Source organism: Paenibacillus xylanexedens, assembly GCF_001908275.1.
Lineage (GTDB): Bacteria > Bacillota > Bacilli > Paenibacillales > Paenibacillaceae > Paenibacillus > Paenibacillus xylanexedens_A.
The window spans coordinates 5,094,819-5,113,943 of the sequence record NZ_CP018620.1; the positions used below are offsets into that span (position 1 = coordinate 5,094,819).

Here is a 19,125-nt window from a genome sequence, read left to right on the forward strand (position 1 = left end):
CCGTGATTTTAACTGCGTTCAATCTGTTCCAGTTGGTTAGACAAGCCGGTCCATTGCTCCGCCGGAATTCCGCTCTCCAGTGTATCTTGAATTCCACTTACCGCCTCGTCCAGACGTTCCTCCAACTGACGGGATTGGTGTTGCAATGATTGACAGAGCTGGTTGTCATAAAACTGAATCAACTTGTCTTGCGCAGCAGGAAGAACTTCAATGATCATCTGTTTGAGGACAGGATCAAGTGCCTCTTGTAACCGCTGACGTCCATCCCTTTCGAAGAACTGTTTCGGATTGCGGAAATAATTCAAATAGCTTTTCCATCCAGACGGTTCTTCCAGACGAACTTCTTCAAGCACAGGTGTGCTCCAGCGTTCGTTCAGTGGCAGTGACACATCCACGCCTCCAGATAACTGCCTCACCTCGTCTATACAATCCGTAACTTGCTTCATCAGCCAGGTCTGACCTGCCTGTTCAAGTCTGAGCGTGGTAGCAAGCAGTTCCTGCTCCAGTTCAATCGCAATCATGCGCAACAGTTCACGTCCACAGGCTGCAAAAGCCATCTTCAGATTGCCCCGATCCTCCCGAAGTACAGATGGATGGAATGCTTCTGCCATGAATAGACCAAGGCGATAGGCAAGTCGCTGCCGCACATGGAAGAGCAATTCTGCTGTTTCCTGTGACAATTCTTCCTTCATGGATCTTGCTGCAAGTTGCTGTATGCGCTGGCGTGACTGTCCCTGGATCGTCTCCAGTTCATCCCGCCGCTGCTGCAATACTTCCTCCCCCTGAGCCGCATCTTCCGCGCGTTTCTTCAGCCGCTGAATGACACGTGCCATCTCTTCGGAAGCTCCACCTACAGCAAGATCGGCTAATTCTCTGCCTGCAAATTGGTTGAACTCTTCCTCAAAACGGATAAAACCAGATTGCTCAAGCAGCTTCGAATCACCTGCCATCTTGCCTTCCATCGCCAGTATGCTGGATACCGGGAAGAGTCGTGGTGCCCGAATTCCATTACTGCGCAGTTGGGTGCTCACATGATCAAGAACCTGCTCCAGTTCTTCCTCAGAGGAAGACAAGTCACTGGCATTCACAACAAAGAACATCTGATCCATGGCAGAACTATCCTTAACACGTCCCAACTGATTCAGGAACTGGCGATCTCCTTGTGAGAAAGCATGGTTGTAATACGTTACAAAAATGAGGGCATCCGCATTCTTCATATAATTGAAGGTTACACCCGTATGACGAGCATTCACGGAGTCCGCTCCTGGTGTGTCCACCAATACAATGCCTTGTTCAGTCACATCGCAACTGTAGTAGAGATCGATACTGTCTACAAAACAGGACTTTTTCTCGTTAGCGACAAAGTTACGATAACCGTCCAGATCCACCAGCACATCCTGACCCAGCTGGTCCGCTGTTTCTTCCCAGCCGGCTGCCGCTGCCTGCAAAAAGCTGTAATGCGGGCGCCCCGCCGGATGCACATCCTGTGGTGAGAGGGAGCGTACTCGCTTCTGCCACTCCGCTCCAGGCTCACCCAGTCCGAGCAATCGGAAGGAATAGCCAAGATCTTCCTGGAAGGCGTCCCGGGTCTTCATCCGGACCCGGGCTGTTCCATGCTCCGCGCCCCCGGCAGGAGCCATGATCCGGTTAATCGCCGCTGTTGTTGGATGCGGCGAGACCGGTAGTACAGCTTCGCCCAGCAACGCGTTGGCGAAGGAGGATTTGCCGGCGCTGAATGCTCCGAACAGTGCCAGAGTGAACGTGCCGCCCGCAAGCGAAGCCGCACGTGCACGCAGATCCCGTACCGCCGACCCCATGGCGGGGTACGGCTCCACCAGCGCAGCAGCGGCTTCAAGCCGTGCCGCTGCTGCGTCCAGGCGTCGGCGGCGTTCAGCGCCAGCCGCCGCCGATGGCCCAGGCACCGCCGCTGCGACTGCCCGCTGCTGCGGCGGTGCCTCTGGCGTCTGTGGCTGCGCAGCCACAGACGTTGACGTGCCCGTATGCGAACCGGATGCTTCGCCCGGTTCAGGCACCGCGGGCACGTGCGGGCCCTTCACCTCCGGCAATAGCCCGGAGGGGAGGGGGCCCGCATCGGGCAGCAGGCTGCGCAGCCCTGCTGCCTCGGCGGCGGCGCTGCGCTGGAGCGCCGTGTAGCGCGCCGCCGCCGCGGATTGCGCCAGCAGCGCTGCGCGGCTGGCGTCCAGCGCCTGAAGCGCGGCTTCGCCTCGCGCGCCCAGCGCTTCCAGCATGCGGTCGGCCAGCATCATGGCCGACTTGCGATAGCGGGCCTCAATCTCGCCCCGCACATCTTTACTGAACTGAATCACATATTCTGGAGATACCTCTGCACTGACACTGCGTTTCATCTCCAATAGTGCTTCATCTACAGCAGGCAGCTCCGTATTGAGCGCCTGCTCCCACTCCGCTCCCCATAGCTGATGGGATTCACCCAGCTGTCTAAGCATCGTACGAATATGTACCTCCACTTGTCCGGAAGCCTGATCCTGTAACAGTCTGACCAGCTCAGAAGCACGACGTTGTTTCTCCTGCTCGGTTTTTCCACCTGAGAACAATAAACCTACCCTGAAACCTGGTTTGCGGCTCTCCAAATAGGCAGCAGCCGACGCACGAATATCCGCAGGAGTAAGATTTGCATTAGCCAGAAGAGGTTCAAGCTCCGCCCGGAATTTCTCACGCACTCGCGAAGGCCCGTTACGAATGTCTGCTGCTTGTTGATCGAGAAGCTCCAGCTCTCGTTCCAAGCGTTCAATTCCTTCCTTGCCACCAATCTCATCCAGCAGGGAATTCTCTTCGTCTTCACGTTTCTCCGCTTCTCTCGTCAGGTGTTGCTCCGTTACATGACTGGCCGAACTTGCCAAACTGTGCGTAATTAACGCTTCCTTCTCTTGCATCATGTGTCCAATGAGTTCCGGAAGCACATCCCACTGGTTGTAGCGATGCTGCTTGTCGCGTAGGGAAGTAAACAACAGTCCGTCATATCTGACTTCCCAGGCCGCAAATATAGCTTCGACACCTTCGGTATATTGGTCAAAAGAGAGCTCACGCTCACGATGCTTGTCGATCTGGTTCACGATCAAAAACAACGGTTTGCCCCAATCCGACAGACTCTTGGCAAATGAAAGGTTTGTCTCGGACTGGACATGGTTATAGTCCATGACATAGAACACCACATCCGCCAGATGGAGCGCGGAATGGGTTGCGAGACTATGTCCGCGATCTGTTGAATCCACACCTGGTGTATCCAGCAGGACAGCATCATCTTTCAGCAGCGGAATATCATCCCATACCTCAATTGAGCTGTAAGCTCCACCATTTTTGCAATACGCCTCCAATTCCTCTGGAGAAACTTCAAGTGTTCCTGCCCCATTGTCAGCGCTTACGTTTGGAGTAGTATAAATAAGCGCTCTTGGCTTACCATTACGTATGGATACCACATTTGCACTTGTTGGAACGGGACTTGAAGGCAGCACCCGCTTACCGCATAAACTGTTGATGAGACTCGATTTGCCTGCAGAGAAATGACCACAGAACGCAATCGTCAGATGTTTCATTTCCGCCTTGCTGATTAAATCCGTTATAGCCTGTACAGCCGTATGGTCCCCTGTCTGCTCCATCGCTTCACGCAGCGGAAGCAGAGGTTTGGCCATTTCTTTTGGGTAATCTGTTCTGGACATGACTGGCCTTCCCCCTGGCTCCTCTAATTTGACATCCGTTTCGACGTCTATCTCTTTTACAACATTTATTTTAACATTATCAAGTTTGAATTTGAACGGTTGGAATTGAATATACATAAATGAACGTATAAGTTCTATAATCTAAAAAAAATAAAACCGAACAAGTCGGTTTTATCTGTAATACGTTTTATACTCGGTATTTAGCAAATGCTTACGCCAAGGGTCTGTTGCATGAATGCGATGCGATCACCTTAACCACAACGATCCTCATGACATTAATACAACAGAACCAATAGTGTAATCACTTCTTATGAAACTGCGTTCTCCATGGAAGGCAGCAAGATTTCAAATACTTGTCCATGTTGCAGAATTGTAATGTCTCTGCCTTTGTCTCTCATAACAACAACTTCTGGTTTAACGGACATACGCTCCAGATAATGTTCAGGCACGTCGCCAGAGTGGCTTACTGTGATGCCTTCTACTTCTTTTTCTTCATTTTCAGCCATTTCCTGTTCAACGATTTGTTCAAAGATATCGGAGAAGGCCTCAAAATTGTCAGTGTACACGGAAATGCATTTCATGATTATTCATCCTTTTCTGCTCATTAATTTATTTTTCGTTTTCGGGTGGTGACACGTTCCTTATCTTTCCTGATTTGGGACGTTTTCATACGTTTTTTCCCTTCCCTGCATATGTCCAGCAATGGACAGATATGACACGCAGGGTTCTGTGCCTTGCAATGGTAGCGTCCAAAAAATATAAACCGGTGGTGAGTTAAAGTCCACTCGTCCCGGGGTACGCGCTTCATTAGTTTCTTTTCGACTTCAAGTACGGAGTCATCCCAACCTGCAAGCGCCAGCCGCTTGGATACACGTTCAACATGAGTATCTACCGCAATTGCCGGTACTCCAAACGCATTGGAAACAACTACATTCGCGGTTTTCCGCCCGACACCTGGTAGCGTCACAAGCTGATCATGTTCCTGCGGTACATCACCGCCATACTGCTCTATTAAAATTCGGCACATGTTCTGAATATGCTTGGCCTTGTTCCGGTACAAACCAATTCGCCGAATATCCTGTTCCAACTCTTCGAGAGGAACTGCCAGATAATCTGCAGGGCTTCTGTACTTCTGGAACAAATCTGCGGTTACCTTGTTAACCGTTTCATCGGTGCACTGGGCAGACAAAAGGACAGCTACCGTCAATTCAAATGCATTGCTGTGATTTAATTCGCAATGTGCATCAGGAAACATTGCTTCCATAGTTTCGAGTATATGTCTAACCGTCGCTGCATTCATGAAGAGCTACCTCCCACAAAATGACTCCACGCTGCGGAGCCTTACTTCGAAGCTTCATCCGAGTACTTTGCGGGGACCTCAAAAAGCTTGCAAAAAAAACGTCTTGATGCGGGAAAGATCCCGTATCAAGACGGTCATTCTTTTGATCCTCGAAAAGAAACGATTACTGTTTTTGAATCTCCAGAATAACATTGTTCAGGAGATACAATACAATATTATCATTATCTCTGAGAGATTGCACGCTTAAAGTATTGTCACCCTGGTGAACAAATACACTTGATCCGAGTGCAAAACGATAGTTCGTGTCTGCTGTCGTTTCCCGTTTAACCAAAATCTGGTTACCAACGCCATCATAAGACCAGAATTGTTTGCTCATGACAGTTAATACTCTGAAGCGTGTGGAATTATCCGTATCTTTTGTCATTTCCACACGATCTCCGACCGTAAGACTAGTCAATGAAGTTAATGTGGAGCCAGATTTTACGACTTTAACAGAACCGCTAACAGGCACGGTTTCAGTCTGGCCGTTAAACTGTTTGAGCGTTACAGATGAAGCATCCACTGCTGTAACTTCAGCCAGCGTACGCTTCACGACTTGAACCGCTTTTGGCGTAGCTCCTTCAAACGTTACATTAATCAGGTTACCTGCTGTCAGTTGTGAAGGCGTGATCGTCTGACCACTCTCTCCTGTCAGTACCGCTTGATCCACGTAGAACTGACTTGTCAACAGATCGGATTTTACTCGAATACGACTATTTGCTTCCAAGGCCACCACTTCGAATTGAGCCACAGTGTTCAGTGCAACCTTCTGCACGACATCCTGATTTGCTCCAAGCGTTACGGTAACTTTGTCACCAATTTTTAAATCTCCCAGACTTGCGCCGGATTTGTTATAAATCTCAACTGTAGGAACCGTAGAATAAGGCACTGTAATTGTCTGATTACCAGACAACAAGCTGATTTTCTTGCCAGAAGTATCAATGTTGCTGATCGTACCTTCATACTTGTAAATCACTTTAACGGACAATGCACGTGTTCCCACATAGGTCAGATCCAATTTGCGACCATCATTTAAGAGTGACTCCAGACCAGCCAGTGTAGGTTTGGTTGTATTATAATCCAGCTTGGTTTTCTCATCCAATGTAAATACAAACGGTTTTTTGTTGTTATCTAACACGGTAAGTAACTTTGTTTTACTGTTGTAAGACACAACCGTTACCCCGTTCATAGGTTCCATTTGACGTCCAATCACCTGAATACGCGTTACCTGGTCGTCAGAGTTCAATGTCAACTCCACCTGATCCCCGTTCGTTGCATCCGTGATAAGATCATTCAGCGTTGCATCCTGAATGCCATTAATAATGACTTCCGGCTTTTCAGTCAGCAGTTTCGCCTCAAGGGAACCCCCTTCACGTTTGAACGTTAACGTGGATTGGTTACCACCGATCTCAACCAGTGTTCCACGCACAGATTGCTCCACACCTTGAGACAACTCGATCGTTTGCACGATGCTGTCTTTCACGGTATATTTCACGGCACTGCCTGCTTTAAGCTCTGCCAGAGAGAGAATGCGGTCCTGGTAACGAATAATCAGATTGTCATTATACGTATATTGCTCTGTATTGCCCGCTGCATTAACAAACTTAATTGTTTTGCCAGAGGTAGACACTTCAGCGATTACGCCATTGTCACTCTTGTTAACAATGCCGGATTTCACACGAATAGCAACTGTTTTTTTGTCAGTCGAGAACGTCTCACGCAGTACTTCGATGATGCTATCTGCCGTAATATCGGACAGTTTGATTGCATTACCATTCTGATCGATGAATGCAGTTGCCTCATCATAACTGTACGTTTCGTAATTCTCGCCCACAAAGATACCAATTTTATTACCAGACAATGAACGTGCGAATGTACCTTCAACACTTTCCACCTGCGGTGTAGCATCAACAACTTCCACATAGGAAGCCCCACCTGCAGAACCTACAACCATAACTTTCGTATACAGCTTCACATCTGTGGCGGAAGCACGAGTTTCACTGTCTTTCGTAAAGTAAGGCGTACTGCTGTTCACTGCGAAGTTAACGGCTTTGCCGTCCACAACCAGCGTGATCTGCCCATCTTTCAATCCTGTCACATAACCCGTGGATGTGTTCGGGTATTTTGTATCCGTTAACGATTCACCACGACTGAAGAAGGTAGCCAGTTGAGCACGGGTTACGGAACCAGTTGGATTGAATTTGTTGCCTTCCACACCTTTGGCCAGATCCAGGCTAACAGCCAGATTGACATAACCTTTACCACTTTCGGAAATACTTGCATTATCAGCAAATCCGGTAGATTGATTATTTTGTGCCTTTGCTTCAGCATCCTTGTCCAATGAACGGATTAACAATTTCGTAATCCATTCCCGTGAAGCCGGCTTTTGACCCCAGGAGGTCTTGGATACATCCACTGTTGATTCTTCCGTTTTGTCAATCAGTCCCAGTTGAAGTGCCAGCGCGACATATGGCTTGAAATAATTTCCCACTTCCATGTTTGTCGGTAATGCCGCAGCCGTGTCGGTATTCAACTGGCCCTCTTGATTCATAAAACGGATTGCCATCGTTACAGCTTCTTGCTGTGTTACCGCGTCTCCTGGACGGAACAGGCCGTTGTTACCGAGAAGAATGCCTTGATATGCCAGTTTGTACACATGTTTCTCAGCCCAGTATCCGACCTTGATGTCACTGAACAAACCAGTTGGTGCAGCCGTATTTGTTATTGCAGCAGTCTGACCCTGCCCCGTTTCTGTTGATTCTGCTGCCATGGCAGCTCCGCCGGCGCTAAGGGCCATCATGCCTGCAAGCACGGCTGATACTACTTTTTTAGAGTGTGATGTATGGTTATATTTAAAAGTCACCTATGATTCCCCTCTCTCATGTAAAACGACCCATATTCCGTGGATTCACGGTACAACAGTATGCTGTACAGCCTATTCGGATCTTGTCATTGGATGTTCAAGATCCACATGGCCCATCAGACTCTCTGTCTGCTGACCATCCACCAGTAAATCAAGTGATTTTACTTCATCAAACTGGAAGAACGTTTGTTTTAGAGCATCCAGCGCATAAGATTCTCCACCTGCTCCAAGACGTGCCGTATCTGGCATATGAATATCCAGCGTAAGAGCTCCATCCTTGAACTGAACAGACTTCAATTCAATTTCTTTAGACCACAGCGGAACAAGTTTAGCGTCTTTGCTCTGTTGCAGTGATTCAAAGGCAGCTTTATATTTGGCATCATCCGATGCGTATGAAATCTCTGCCGAAGCTTTGTGCAACTCCAGTTCTTCTTCATCCGTATAGAATACAGTGATCGTTTTCTTTTCATTACTTTCGGAAGTTGCCGGCTTCTCCGTAGACGTTTCGCTTGGCGGAGTAGTTGTAGTCGCTTCCTCCGAACTGCCTTCCGTCGATTCTGTAGGCGTTGTATTCTCTTCAGGCTCAGCAGTTACCGGTTCGGTAATTGTTTCGCCTTCAACCTCGGTCACATTGTTTTCAGTTCCTGCGCCTTGCGTCTGATTCGGAGCAGCTGTTGGCTTGCTTCCACATCCAGCAGCAACTGCCATAACCGTTACCAGCAAGGCTGCAATCCATATTTTCTTGTTCATTCTAACTCCGCCTCCTCAACATAAGGGCTTGTCCCTTATTTAATTCCCAGATACTCCTTGATTCCTGCAACAATCCCTTTGGCAACACTGTTCTGGAAACTCTCAGTGAACAGAGCTGCTTCGTCGCTCTTATTGCTAAGGAATCCACCTTCCAGCAGAACTGCTGGCATTGTCGTTTCACGGGTCACATGGAGACTTGCCGTTTTCACTCCACGATCTTTCAGTCCGGAAGACTGTAAAAGATACTTGTGCATCACTGTAGCAAGTGCTTTGCTGTTGGAGCGTGTATAGAATGTCTCTACACCGTTCGCAGCAGCAGGGCCACTGTTAGCATGAATGGAGATGAAAATATCCGCTTTTATGTCTTGTGCAATCTTCACACGTTCTTTCAATGCCAAAAATGTATCATCGCTGCGCGTTAACACAACGTCAATTTTGGATTCTTTTTTCAACAAGGCTTCCACTTTCAGAGCCATTGCCAGATTGAAGTCTTTTTCGCGTTTACCAGTTACACCGATTGCCCCAGGATCCTGATCTCCGTGACCTGCATCGATAACGACAACTGTTTTGCCATTATTACCAACTGGAGGGGCAGGTGTACCACTTTGATTGTCGAGGTTAATCATAACCAGTCCGGAATCATTTTGCACACTGTACCCTTTTGAACTGGACAGATCGATTACAAAACGAATTGTAGATGGACTGTTGCTGTATAACGAGTAACGAATCTTCGACACATCCGGATAGCCGCTAACGACGAGTTGTCCATTCTGGTTGCTGTCTAGAGCCTGTCCTTCACTGAACGAATCAGCAAATGCGGTATTCGGCAAGTCTATAACGATTCGATCTGGTCCTGTCATCGTGAAGACGTTCGGCTTCGTACTTCCGCTTGTTGCAATCATGAAGCGGTTGTCGCTGAAGCTGATGCCGTTCACCAGTACAAGACCTTCTTGATCCGATCCTCCGCCTTCATTGCCAGAGTTCGGAGGTGTGGTTGTCCCGTTTCCGGAACCTGAATTCTGGGTAACTAATGTTACCGTCTTCGTGGTATTGTTCCAACCCACCTTAAGACCCATTTCCTCACCAATAAATCGGAGAGGTACGAGCGTAGTACCATTTTTCACGAGTGGCGGGGCATCCAAGTTTACGTTACTGCCGTTCACCGTTGCCGTCTTCTGTCCAACAATCATCTGCATGGCAGTGTTGTCTTTGCTAATAGTCACTGTTTGAGTTTGCTGCTTCCACTCCACGCTATATCCAAGATTTTCGGACACAACCCGGATCGGAACCATCACCTTGCTGTTGATAATTTCCGCTTTTGTATCCGATGGCTGTACGATTTCTTTTCCGTCTAGGATAATTTTCGTGTCTGTTGCTGCGTGACTATAGCCCGGGAATACGAGCCCAAAGACAAATAACAGTACCAAAAAACCGAACTTCTTCATCCTTCACCCCTACCATTCTCATATTTTTTTGCCGCATGTTGTCATTTTCCAACTCCGACTGACCGCTTGGGCATTACCAGACACCTATTAGACGCCCCTCGCTCTCAAAAGTTGCGAATATATTCCAACATAACAGAAAAAAAACGTTGTCAGATCAAGCTTTTTTTACATTTTAATGTCTTCTTTTTTCCTTATTTATCAAATATACATCTCTAAACAACGTAATACCCTAACCTTCATATTTGCGCACAATTCAATTTACAGTCCCAAAAATTCAACAATTCCGTCCACAATCGCCTGTGCACATTTGTCCTGGTATTCTTCCGTGAGCATGACTGCTTCATCTGTAGGGTTACTTAAAAAACCAAGTTCAAGTAACACAGCAGGCATGGTTGTTTCACGCGTCACATGCAGACTAGCCGTTTTAACCCCACGATCCTTGAGTCCTGTTACCGGTAACACATATTTGTGAAGAGTGTCAGCCAAAGTTTTGCTTTCTTTACGACTGTAGAGCGTTTCAATGCCGTTTGGTACCGGTGTAGTGAATTTGTTTCCATGAATGGATACAAAAACATCTGCCTGATTCAATTCAGCAATATCCACACGCTGTTTGAGCGAAAGTTCTGTATCATCCTGGCGTGTAATGACCGTTTGAATATTTGAGTATTTTTGAAGGATTGCCTGTACCTTCAGCCCTACAGCCAGATTGAAATCCTTCTCATAAGCTCCTGACAGGCTCACTGCACCCGATTGACGACCACCATGTCCCGGATCAATGACCACAATCGTTTTACCATCATTGGTAGGTACTGCCGGTTGGCTTGTCGGTTCTCCACTCGTGGCTGTCAGGTCAACGAGCAAGACATTATTATCTCCAACAGACCATTTGGCTGTAGCCGTCTGATTCAGATCCAGAACGACACGCACGGTAGAAGGCGATTTACTGAACATGGCATACCGAACTTTGGAAACTATTGATGAATCCGTAACGAGAATCTGTCCACTGCCATCCGGGTTAGAGGCTTGTCCCTGAATGAATTTCTCAGAAAATGTCGCTGAAGGCAGATCAACAATAATTCGGTCTGGCCCATTAATACTGGATACTTTGGGGCTAATATTACCGTTTGTTGCTACAATCAAGCGATCTCCGCTGTAGCTGATGCCTTGAAGTTCTGTCAAACCATCCGGGACAGGTGCCTCGACGGGGTCACTGTCACCTTCCGTTTCAACTACGGGAGGAATACTAAATAGGCTTACTGTCTTGGTTCCATTGTCCCAGCCAACACGCAGACCCATGCCTTCCCCAACAAAGCGTAACGGAACAAGCGTAGTTCCCTGTTTGATCAGTGGGGGCGAATCCAAGTTCACCACGTTTCCATTCACTGTAGCTGCATCTTTGCCAGCTGTCATTTGAATCGTACTGTTTCCTTTTTGAACCTGGACTGACTGAGTTTCCTTCTCCCACTTCACCTTATAACCCAGGTTCTCGGATACAATTCGAATTGGAACCATGACCGTTTTCCCGATATTCTCTGCAGGTGCACCCGTCTGCTGGTTAATGGTTACACCGTCGAGTACAATCGAGGGAGTGGTGTCTGCATGGGCCATGACTGGGAATAAACATAGGAACAGAAGAAAAACGACTGCTGCCGACCATTTTTTCATACCTCATCCACCATTCTTTTTGTCTTTTGAACATCCGACCTGATTCTCTGCAGCGTAACATCAATGACAATATGTAACCTTCCATAATCTACTAATCAGTTTATCAGATATTGTCCCTTCATCCGGTTACAACGTTGTCATATTCAGTCGGAAATAAGATTAAAAAGCAGATCACATTCAAGAACATAATCTCTTTTACATGAATGTATATGGATTCCGTATCAATGATGTCATAAATTGACGATATTCCATCTATTAATGCAACTTCAAAATATACATATATCGGAACAGGAAGTATTGCAAAAAAAATGATCCAGAGAACTGAAGATGACAGGGATTATTGAAGTATTCGGCCAAGAAAATTCAGGAGTTCTATGTATAGCTACTTATCAAGCTAATTTAGCTTCTGAAACTACAAAAAGCTTCTGTCTCACCGATGGGAACAAGGTCCCTTGGGCGAGGCAGAAGCTTTTTGCTATGCAATAATTTAACGATTAACCGAACAGTTTTGCCGCGTGGCGTTGTTCGTAAGCAGCGATTTCATCATCATGTTGAAGAGTCAGACCGATATCATCCAATCCTTGCAACAGGAATTGACGACGGTGCTCATCCAGATCAAAATCGATATGCAGTCCGTATGCATCAGTAATCGTTTTGTTTTCCAGATTTACATTCATCTCATAGCCTTCATGTGTCGCTGTACGTTGGAACAAGTCTTCAACTTGCTCTTCTGACAACTTGATTGGCAAGATTCCGTTCTTAAAGCAGTTATTATAGAAGATGTCTGCATAAGATGGAGCGATGACACAACGGAATCCATAGTCCAAAATCGCCCATGGCGCATGCTCACGGGAAGATCCACAGCCAAAGTTGGCACGTGAGATCAGGATGGATGCCCCTTCATAACGAGGTTTGTTCATTTCGAAGGAAGCATTATTGTTGCCCTCTTCATCGAAACGCCATTCATAGAACAAAAATTGTCCAAATCCGGTACGCTCAATCCGTTTCAGGAACTGTTTTGGAATGATTGCGTCTGTATCTACATTGACCCGGTCTACCGGTGCAACGATGCCTTGTAATGTTTTGAATTCTTCCATATTAAACGTTCTCCCTTCTGTCTGTTATAGATTAGATCGCTGCTTCTGTTTTGAAATTCCAGTCCCGTACGTCCACAAAGTGACCCTTAACCGCTGCTGCTGCTGCCATTGCCGGAGATACCAGATGCGTACGTCCTCCGCGCCCTTGGCGTCCTTCAAAGTTACGGTTGGACGTCGAAGCACAACGTTGTCCTGGCTTCAATACATCCGGGTTCATTGCCAGACACATACTGCATCCCGCATCACGCCATTCAAAACCAGCTTCCGTAAAGATTTTATCCAAACCTTCTTGTTCAGCCTGAATTTTAACACGTCCTGAGCCTGGTACAACAATTGCTGTAACCTGACTGGATACCGTGTGACCTTTAGCCACTTGTGCTGCTGCACGCAGATCTTCGATCCGTCCATTGGTGCAAGAACCGATAAATACATAATCAATTGGAATCTCGGCGATTGGTGTTCCCGGTTCAAGTCCCATATATTCAAGCGCTTTTTCAGCCGCTTTGCGTTCGTTTTCTGTAGGCAATTCAGCCGGAACAGGAACTTTCGAAGAAATGTCGGTTCCCATACCTGGGCTTGTTCCCCAAGTTACTTGCGGAATCAATGTCTCCACATCGATTTCAACCATATGGTCGAACTCGGCACCTTCATCTGTTACAAGTTGTTTCCAACCTGCTACAGCTTCGTCGAATTTGGCATCCGCTGGTACGTATTCACGTCCACGCAGATATTCAAATGTTGTTTCATCCGGAGCGATCAATCCTGCTCTTGCTCCACCTTCGATGGACATGTTGCAGACCGTCATACGCTCTTCCATGCTCAACTCACGGATGGATTCGCCTGTGTACTCAATAACATAACCTGTTGCAAAGTCTGTACCGTATTTGGCGATGACTGCGAGGATCATGTCTTTTGCGGTTACACCCGGGTTACGTTTGCCGACAAAACGAACTTCCATCGTTTTGGCTTTTGCTTGTTGCAAACATTGAGTTGCCATAACGTGCTCAACTTCACTTGTTCCGATTCCGAATGCCAGTGCGCCAAACGCACCGTGTGTGGACGTGTGACTGTCACCACATACAATCGTTTTACCCGGGTGAGTCAGACCCAGTTCAGGTCCCATAACGTGTACAACGCCTTGATCAATCGTGTCCAGATCATACAATTTCACGCCGAAATCACGGCAGTTTTGCGAAAGTGTATCAATTTGTTGTTTGGAGATAGGATCTGTAATGTTGAAACGGTCTTTCGTTGGAACGTTGTGGTCCATTGTTGCAAATGTCAGTTCAGGGCGACGAACTTTACGTCCGCTCAGACGAAGACCTTCAAATGCCTGTGGAGAAGTTACTTCGTGCACCAGATGCAGATCGATATACAGAATGCTTGGTTTTCCTTCTTCTTGATGAATTACGTGATTTTCCCAAATTTTCTCAAACATCGTTTTTTTACTCATCATTTTCACCTCATTATAAGTTCGGTCCTTGGAAGAGCCTCTGTTTTCTTTAAAAAGTGAAGCTCTTGAATGACATAAATATATCACCCTGTCCTTCATTGTTCCAAGATATAATATCTATAGATGTAATAGGTTTAACCTATAATGAGAGAAAGACAAATAAACCACTGCTCATCGCAGAGGTTTCAATTGATAACAATTATCATTATCAGATAATTCTTATACTACGTTTCCGCTGCTTCGCTGTCAATGCTTTTTATCTAGAACATAAAAAAACAGCCCTGAATCCAGAGCTGCTTTGCTAGTTTCTGTTATGAAATGAAAATTATCATATCAACGCCTTCTATGAGAGTGCTTGTCCGACTACTGTATTACAAACCGTTATTCGCGATCACATCTTTGTACCAATAGAAACTCTTCTTGCGTTTTCTCTCCAGTGTTCCATTGCCGTCATTATCCTGATCTACATAAATAAAGCCATATCGTTTCTCCATCTCTGAAGAAGAATAACTAATCAGATCAATTACTCCCCAACTGGTATAGCCGAGCAGTTCAACACCGTCCAGAATCGCCTCATGCATCTGTTCAATGTGAGAGCGGAAATAATCAATACGATAATCATCCTGAATGCTACCATCCGCTTCAATCGTGTCTACCGCTCCAATTCCATTTTCAACGATAAACAAAGGCACCTCGTAACGACTATACAGTTCATTCAGTGAGATACGCAGACCTACCGGGTCAATCTGCCAGCCCCAATCATTCGTTTGCAGATACGGGTTCTTCACCCCTCCAGTTGTATTGCCACTCACCTGCTCCAATCGGTCGCCATCCACACTTGATACGAGGGACATATAATAACTGAATGAGATAAAGTCCACAGTGTGTACTTTCAGAATCTCTTCATCCCCCTCAAGCATATCCAGGTTAATCCCTTTTTCGGCAAAAAATCTCTTCGTAAAGTACGGATACGCTCCACGCACCTGTACATCCGTGAACATAAGATTGAATTGATTATCCCGGGAAGCAACAAGTACGTCTTCGGGATTACATGTATGAGCGTACGTTGTCAGTTTGGTAAGCATACATCCGATCTGGGAACCGGGAATGATCTCATGACAGTATTTCACTGCGAGCGCACTCGCTACAAATTGATGGTGCAACCCCTGATATACAGCCTGCTCCACATTTTCGAAACGCTCCGGCACAATACCACCACTCGTAAACGGATGACGAACAATGCTGTCAATTTCATTAAATGTAATCCAGTACTTCACTTTGTCCTTATAACGGGTGAACACGGTTTTACAAAAGTGAACAAAATACTCGACAACTTTCCGATCCGTCCATCCACCATGGTGATTCACCAGATACAACGGCATCTCATAATGCGACAACGTAATTAATGGTTCAATCCCTTGTTTCAGCATGCCATCAATAACGCGGTCATAGAACTGCAAACCGGCTTCATTCGGCTCTGTTTCGTTGCCATTCGGGAAAATTCGGGTCCAAGCAATAGATAAGCGCAACGTTTTGAGACCCATCTCCCCAAACAGGGCCAGATCCTCCTCATAGCGGTGGTAGAAATCAATGCCTCTGCGTTTCGGATATTCTCTGTCCGAGGTAGACTCCATCGCAGTTTTGATCTGTTCTTCATTGATCGCATTATGTTTTTTATACTCACTCTTAGCCACACCTTTTCGATAGATAGCAATGTCGGCTGTAGACAGACCTTTGCCATCCACATTCCACGCTCCTTCTGCCTGATTGGCAGCAATCGCTCCTCCCCATAGAAAATCTTCTGGAAACGTTCTTGTTGTATTGGTCATTGTGTATTCCTCCTTGGATTATCTCTGTAACTCTTTGATTCTTGCTCAATTGCGACTCATGACCCGATTGATATGAATAATCAAATACATCATCTCTTCATTGGAGATCGTATGTTCAAACCGAGCTTCAATATAATCCTTGATTAGCAATACGCAGGCTTCCTCCTGCGGATATTTATTCGCGATCTGCTCAAAGAGCTCATGATCCTGCGTGTTTAACGTTTTATGTTCAAAAAGCCGTTGAATGAAAAACTGCAAATGGGTCAAAAAGCGTGAATAGTTGATGCTGTGTGTATCCAGCTCCACGTGATAGTGAATTTTGATAATATTGAGTACATCCTTGACGGTATTGGTCATCATCATGACCTGATTCATATTGTCATCATTCTGCTGCGCATTAACGAGATGAAAGGCAATATTCGCCGCTTCCTCTTCAGGCAGGGAAAGTCCAAGCTGTTTTTGAATGAGAGACAGACCATGCAACCCGATGCTGAACTCCTGCGGATAGAACTTTTTCACTTCCCACAACATTCGGTTCTGGATCGTCATATTGTCCTTGAATCGCTTCATGGCCATATACAGATGATCCGTTAATGCGACATAGAGATGATCACTCAGATGGCGGGACAATGTATGTTTGGCATGGGAGATGATTTCGTCAGCCAGAATCAGATATTCTTTTGGCGTTTCCTTCATCAGAGCGGTGAGATCCGAAGAGATCGTTTCATTTTCAAGGACATAGATCTTCTCGATCTCATCCTCGCCCACGACATCTCCCGGTTTGCTCCTGTAGCCGATGCCCTTTCCCATCACAATAATTTCCTTGTCATCCTCAACACGTCTGGCAAGAACAATGCTCGAATTCAGTATTTTTATGACTTCCATATCAGGCTGCCTGCCTTTCATTCATATTTCAGCGAGTTATAACACCGTAATTAATGGTTTCCCCGGTCCTGTTGTCGCCGCAGTTTCATTGCCCAGTATCTCCAGATAATCTGATGAATTGGTCACAATTACAGGGGTCGTCGTGTCATATCCTGCGGCTTGTATAGCTTCAAGATCAAATTCGATCAGGAGCTGACCATGAGAGATCTGTTCTCCTTCGTTCACTTTTACATCAAAATGCTGGCCTTTCAGTTTCACCGTATCCAATCCGACATGAATCAGAAGTTCTACACCTTCTACCGATCTCAGACCGATGGAATGTTTGGTACGGAACACCGTCTCAACGGTACCATCGAACGGAGCAAACACCTTGCCAACACTTGGCTGAATGGCCATACCTTGTCCCATGGCTTCTTGCGAGAAGGCCTCGTCCTTCACCTCTCTTAATGGCAGAACTTTACCTTCCAATGGAGCAAAAACGATCTTTTTCGATTTGATCCCTGTGGATGGCTGGATTTCAGATTCGCCTCTCGCTTTGTTTGTAGGACTGCCTGCTATCGACACTGCTGTTGGAACAACATCCTGAAATCCAATGACATATACGGCGACAAACGCGACAATGGCAGAGATCAGCATGGTAATAATCGCATAGATAATATTCATATGATCTTCACTGATAAACATAGGCATAGATGCAATCCCCGGACCCACGGCAGCATATGCCTTGAGATTCACAATACCTGCGAACAACCCAGCGACTCCGGCGCCGATCATGCAGGCAAACAGCGTTTTCTTGAGCCTTAAATGTACACCGTACAGAGCAGGTTCCGTGATACCGAATACACCTGAAATTCCTGCAGACAAAGCGACTTGTTTCAGCTTGATGTCTTTGGTTTTGAATGACACCGCCAGTGCGCCTGCTCCCTGCGCCATATTGGATGCCAGCATCGCGACCAGCACCAGTGTTTCATATCCAGGTGAAGCCAAGGCTGCGAAAATAATGGGATAAAATACTTTATGCATACCGAACATGACAATCAGAGGCATCAGTATAGCCATAATGACAACGGTCAACCATCCAATCTTATCCTGAATCCAATAGATCAGGTTGGACATTCCCGTTCCGAGATACATCCCCAGAGGTCCAAGTACAATCAGGGCAACTGGAGCAACAATGAGAATAACAATCAAAGGTTTAAGGAAAATTTTGACCGGTCCTGGTGAGATCTTGTTGGCGAACTTTTCAATGTAAGACATGAACCAGACCGTTAAAATAATTGGTACCACGGATGTCGCATATTGAACGGATGCAACAGGTATGCCAATAAAGGACACCGGATCTTCACCGCCAAGCAGACCAATCATATTCGGGTGTAACATGATTCCACCAAACAGAACGGCAACAAAGGGGTTTGTTTTAAATCTATTTGCACTGGAATAGGCCAGTAGAATCGGAAGAAAGTAAAAGGCAGCATCAGACATGACACTCAAAACGGTATATGTCTGGCTCTCTTTAGACATCAGGCCGGTCACGGTCGCCAGTAGCAAAAGTGCCTTAAGCATGCCCGAGGCAGCAATGGCTGGGATAATAGGTTGGAAAATGCCTGCAATGACACTGGCAAAAGTATTAAACAGACCTTTGGGGCTATAATCCGCTTTTTGTTTCTCCTGAATTTCGTTTGATTGCCGAGTATCCATCATCTTGGCAAGTTCATTGTAGACGTACGCGACGTCATTACCGATAATAACCTGATATTGTCCGCCGCTATTCACTGCGCCAATAACACCATCAAGGCTCTTAATTTCTTGGGTCTTCGCCATATCCGGATTCTTCAGGGTAAGTCTGAGCCTGGTAGAGCAATGAATTAACGTGTTGATATTATCATTGCCACCGACCAGCTCCATAATCGATTGGGCTAATTGTTTGTGATTCATGGTGCACCTCCGTTTCTTGATGGGAACAAAAAAAGACCTAAAAAGGGTAGGAAAAGAGAAACTCTTCCCACCCAATCTAGGTCTTGCCTGCCGAACAGTAACACGCCATCGTTGGATGAATGTTATTCAATTATATGAACGAAAAAGACTATGAACATTTGAAATGGTT

At 46.3% G+C, this 19,125-nt stretch carries 12 protein-coding genes; all 12 read right to left on the reverse strand.

Annotated elements, in window-relative coordinates; all coding sequences use genetic code 11:
- Nucleotides 1–8: 8 nt before the first annotated feature.
- Nucleotides 9–3,695 (reverse strand): dynamin family protein, encoded by a 3,687-nt coding sequence (locus tag BS614_RS22180; RefSeq protein WP_074095597.1) that lies wholly within the window; start codon nucleotides 3,693–3,695, stop codon nucleotides 9–11.
- 308 nt (nucleotides 3,696–4,003) lie between these two features.
- Nucleotides 4,004–4,276 carry a hypothetical protein gene (locus tag BS614_RS22185; RefSeq protein WP_017687779.1) on the reverse strand — a complete coding sequence of 91 codons (273 nt, stop codon included), beginning with the start codon at nucleotides 4,274–4,276 and terminating at the stop codon, nucleotides 4,004–4,006.
- Nucleotides 4,277–4,299: 23 nt separating this feature from the next.
- Complete coding sequence (gene nth / locus BS614_RS22190; protein WP_036607558.1) at nucleotides 4,300–4,995, reverse strand: endonuclease III; 696 nt, start codon at nucleotides 4,993–4,995, stop codon at nucleotides 4,300–4,302.
- Nucleotides 4,996–5,158: 163 nt separating this feature from the next.
- Entirely contained in the window at nucleotides 5,159–7,897 is a 2,739-nt protein-coding gene (locus BS614_RS22195) for an S-layer homology domain-containing protein (protein ID WP_074095598.1), read from the reverse strand.
- 72 nt (nucleotides 7,898–7,969) lie between these two features.
- Entirely contained in the window at nucleotides 7,970–8,647 is a 678-nt protein-coding gene (locus BS614_RS22200) for a GerMN domain-containing protein (protein WP_074095599.1), read from the reverse strand.
- Nucleotides 8,648–8,682: 35 nt separating this feature from the next.
- Entirely contained in the window at nucleotides 8,683–10,092 is a 1,410-nt protein-coding gene (locus tag BS614_RS22205; RefSeq protein ID WP_074095600.1) for an N-acetylmuramoyl-L-alanine amidase family protein, read from the reverse strand.
- Nucleotides 10,093–10,350: 258 nt separating this feature from the next.
- Nucleotides 10,351–11,757 carry an N-acetylmuramoyl-L-alanine amidase family protein gene (locus tag BS614_RS22210; protein WP_074095601.1) on the reverse strand — a complete coding sequence of 469 codons (1,407 nt, stop codon included), beginning with the start codon at nucleotides 11,755–11,757 and terminating at the stop codon, nucleotides 10,351–10,353.
- A 494-nt stretch (nucleotides 11,758–12,251) separates the two neighbouring features.
- A complete protein-coding gene (gene leuD, locus BS614_RS22215) occupies nucleotides 12,252–12,854 on the reverse strand; it encodes a 3-isopropylmalate dehydratase small subunit (protein ID WP_036607574.1) in 603 nt (200 codons plus the stop codon).
- A gap of 31 nt (nucleotides 12,855–12,885) precedes the next feature.
- Nucleotides 12,886–14,307, reverse strand: coding sequence for a 3-isopropylmalate dehydratase large subunit (gene leuC / locus BS614_RS22220; RefSeq protein ID WP_074095602.1), 1,422 nt, complete (start codon nucleotides 14,305–14,307; stop codon nucleotides 12,886–12,888).
- Nucleotides 14,308–14,678: 371 nt separating this feature from the next.
- Nucleotides 14,679–16,136 carry a glycoside hydrolase family 1 protein gene (locus tag BS614_RS22225; protein WP_074095603.1) on the reverse strand — a complete coding sequence of 486 codons (1,458 nt, stop codon included), beginning with the start codon at nucleotides 16,134–16,136 and terminating at the stop codon, nucleotides 14,679–14,681.
- Nucleotides 16,137–16,181: 45 nt separating this feature from the next.
- The gene (gene licT, locus BS614_RS22230; protein WP_074095604.1) at nucleotides 16,182–17,021 is read right to left on the reverse strand and encodes a BglG family transcription antiterminator LicT; all 840 of its coding nucleotides are present in this window, start codon (nucleotides 17,019–17,021) and stop codon (nucleotides 16,182–16,184) included.
- A gap of 36 nt (nucleotides 17,022–17,057) precedes the next feature.
- Nucleotides 17,058–18,956, reverse strand: coding sequence for a beta-glucoside-specific PTS transporter subunit IIABC (locus BS614_RS22235; protein ID WP_074095605.1), 1,899 nt, complete (start codon nucleotides 18,954–18,956; stop codon nucleotides 17,058–17,060).
- Nucleotides 18,957–19,125 lie beyond the last annotated feature (169 nt).

Bases quoted from the DNA above. Each gene is read 5' to 3' on its own strand.
- BS614_RS22210 (WP_074095601.1), bottom strand. From the start codon at position 11,757: ATGAAAAAATGGTCGGCAGCAGTCGTTTTTCTTCTGTTCCTATGTTTA.
- BS614_RS22235 (WP_074095605.1), bottom strand. From the start codon at position 18,956: ATGAATCACAAACAATTAGCCCAATCGATTATGGAGCTGGTCGGTGGC.
- BS614_RS22185 (WP_017687779.1), bottom strand. From the start codon at position 4,276: ATGAAATGCATTTCCGTGTACACTGACAATTTTGAGGCCTTCTCCGAT.
- BS614_RS22205 (WP_074095600.1), bottom strand. From the start codon at position 10,092: ATGAAGAAGTTCGGTTTTTTGGTACTGTTATTTGTCTTTGGGCTCGTA.
- licT (WP_074095604.1), bottom strand. From the start codon at position 17,021: ATGGAAGTCATAAAAATACTGAATTCGAGCATTGTTCTTGCCAGACGT.
- leuD (WP_036607574.1), bottom strand. From the start codon at position 12,854: ATGGAAGAATTCAAAACATTACAAGGCATCGTTGCACCGGTAGACCGG.
- BS614_RS22200 (WP_074095599.1), bottom strand. From the start codon at position 8,647: ATGAACAAGAAAATATGGATTGCAGCCTTGCTGGTAACGGTTATGGCA.
- BS614_RS22180 (WP_074095597.1), bottom strand. From the start codon at position 3,695: ATGTCCAGAACAGATTACCCAAAAGAAATGGCCAAACCTCTGCTTCCG.
- nth (WP_036607558.1), bottom strand. From the start codon at position 4,995: ATGAATGCAGCGACGGTTAGACATATACTCGAAACTATGGAAGCAATG.
- leuC (WP_074095602.1), bottom strand. From the start codon at position 14,307: ATGAGTAAAAAAACGATGTTTGAGAAAATTTGGGAAAATCACGTAATT.
- BS614_RS22225 (WP_074095603.1), bottom strand. From the start codon at position 16,136: ATGACCAATACAACAAGAACGTTTCCAGAAGATTTTCTATGGGGAGGA.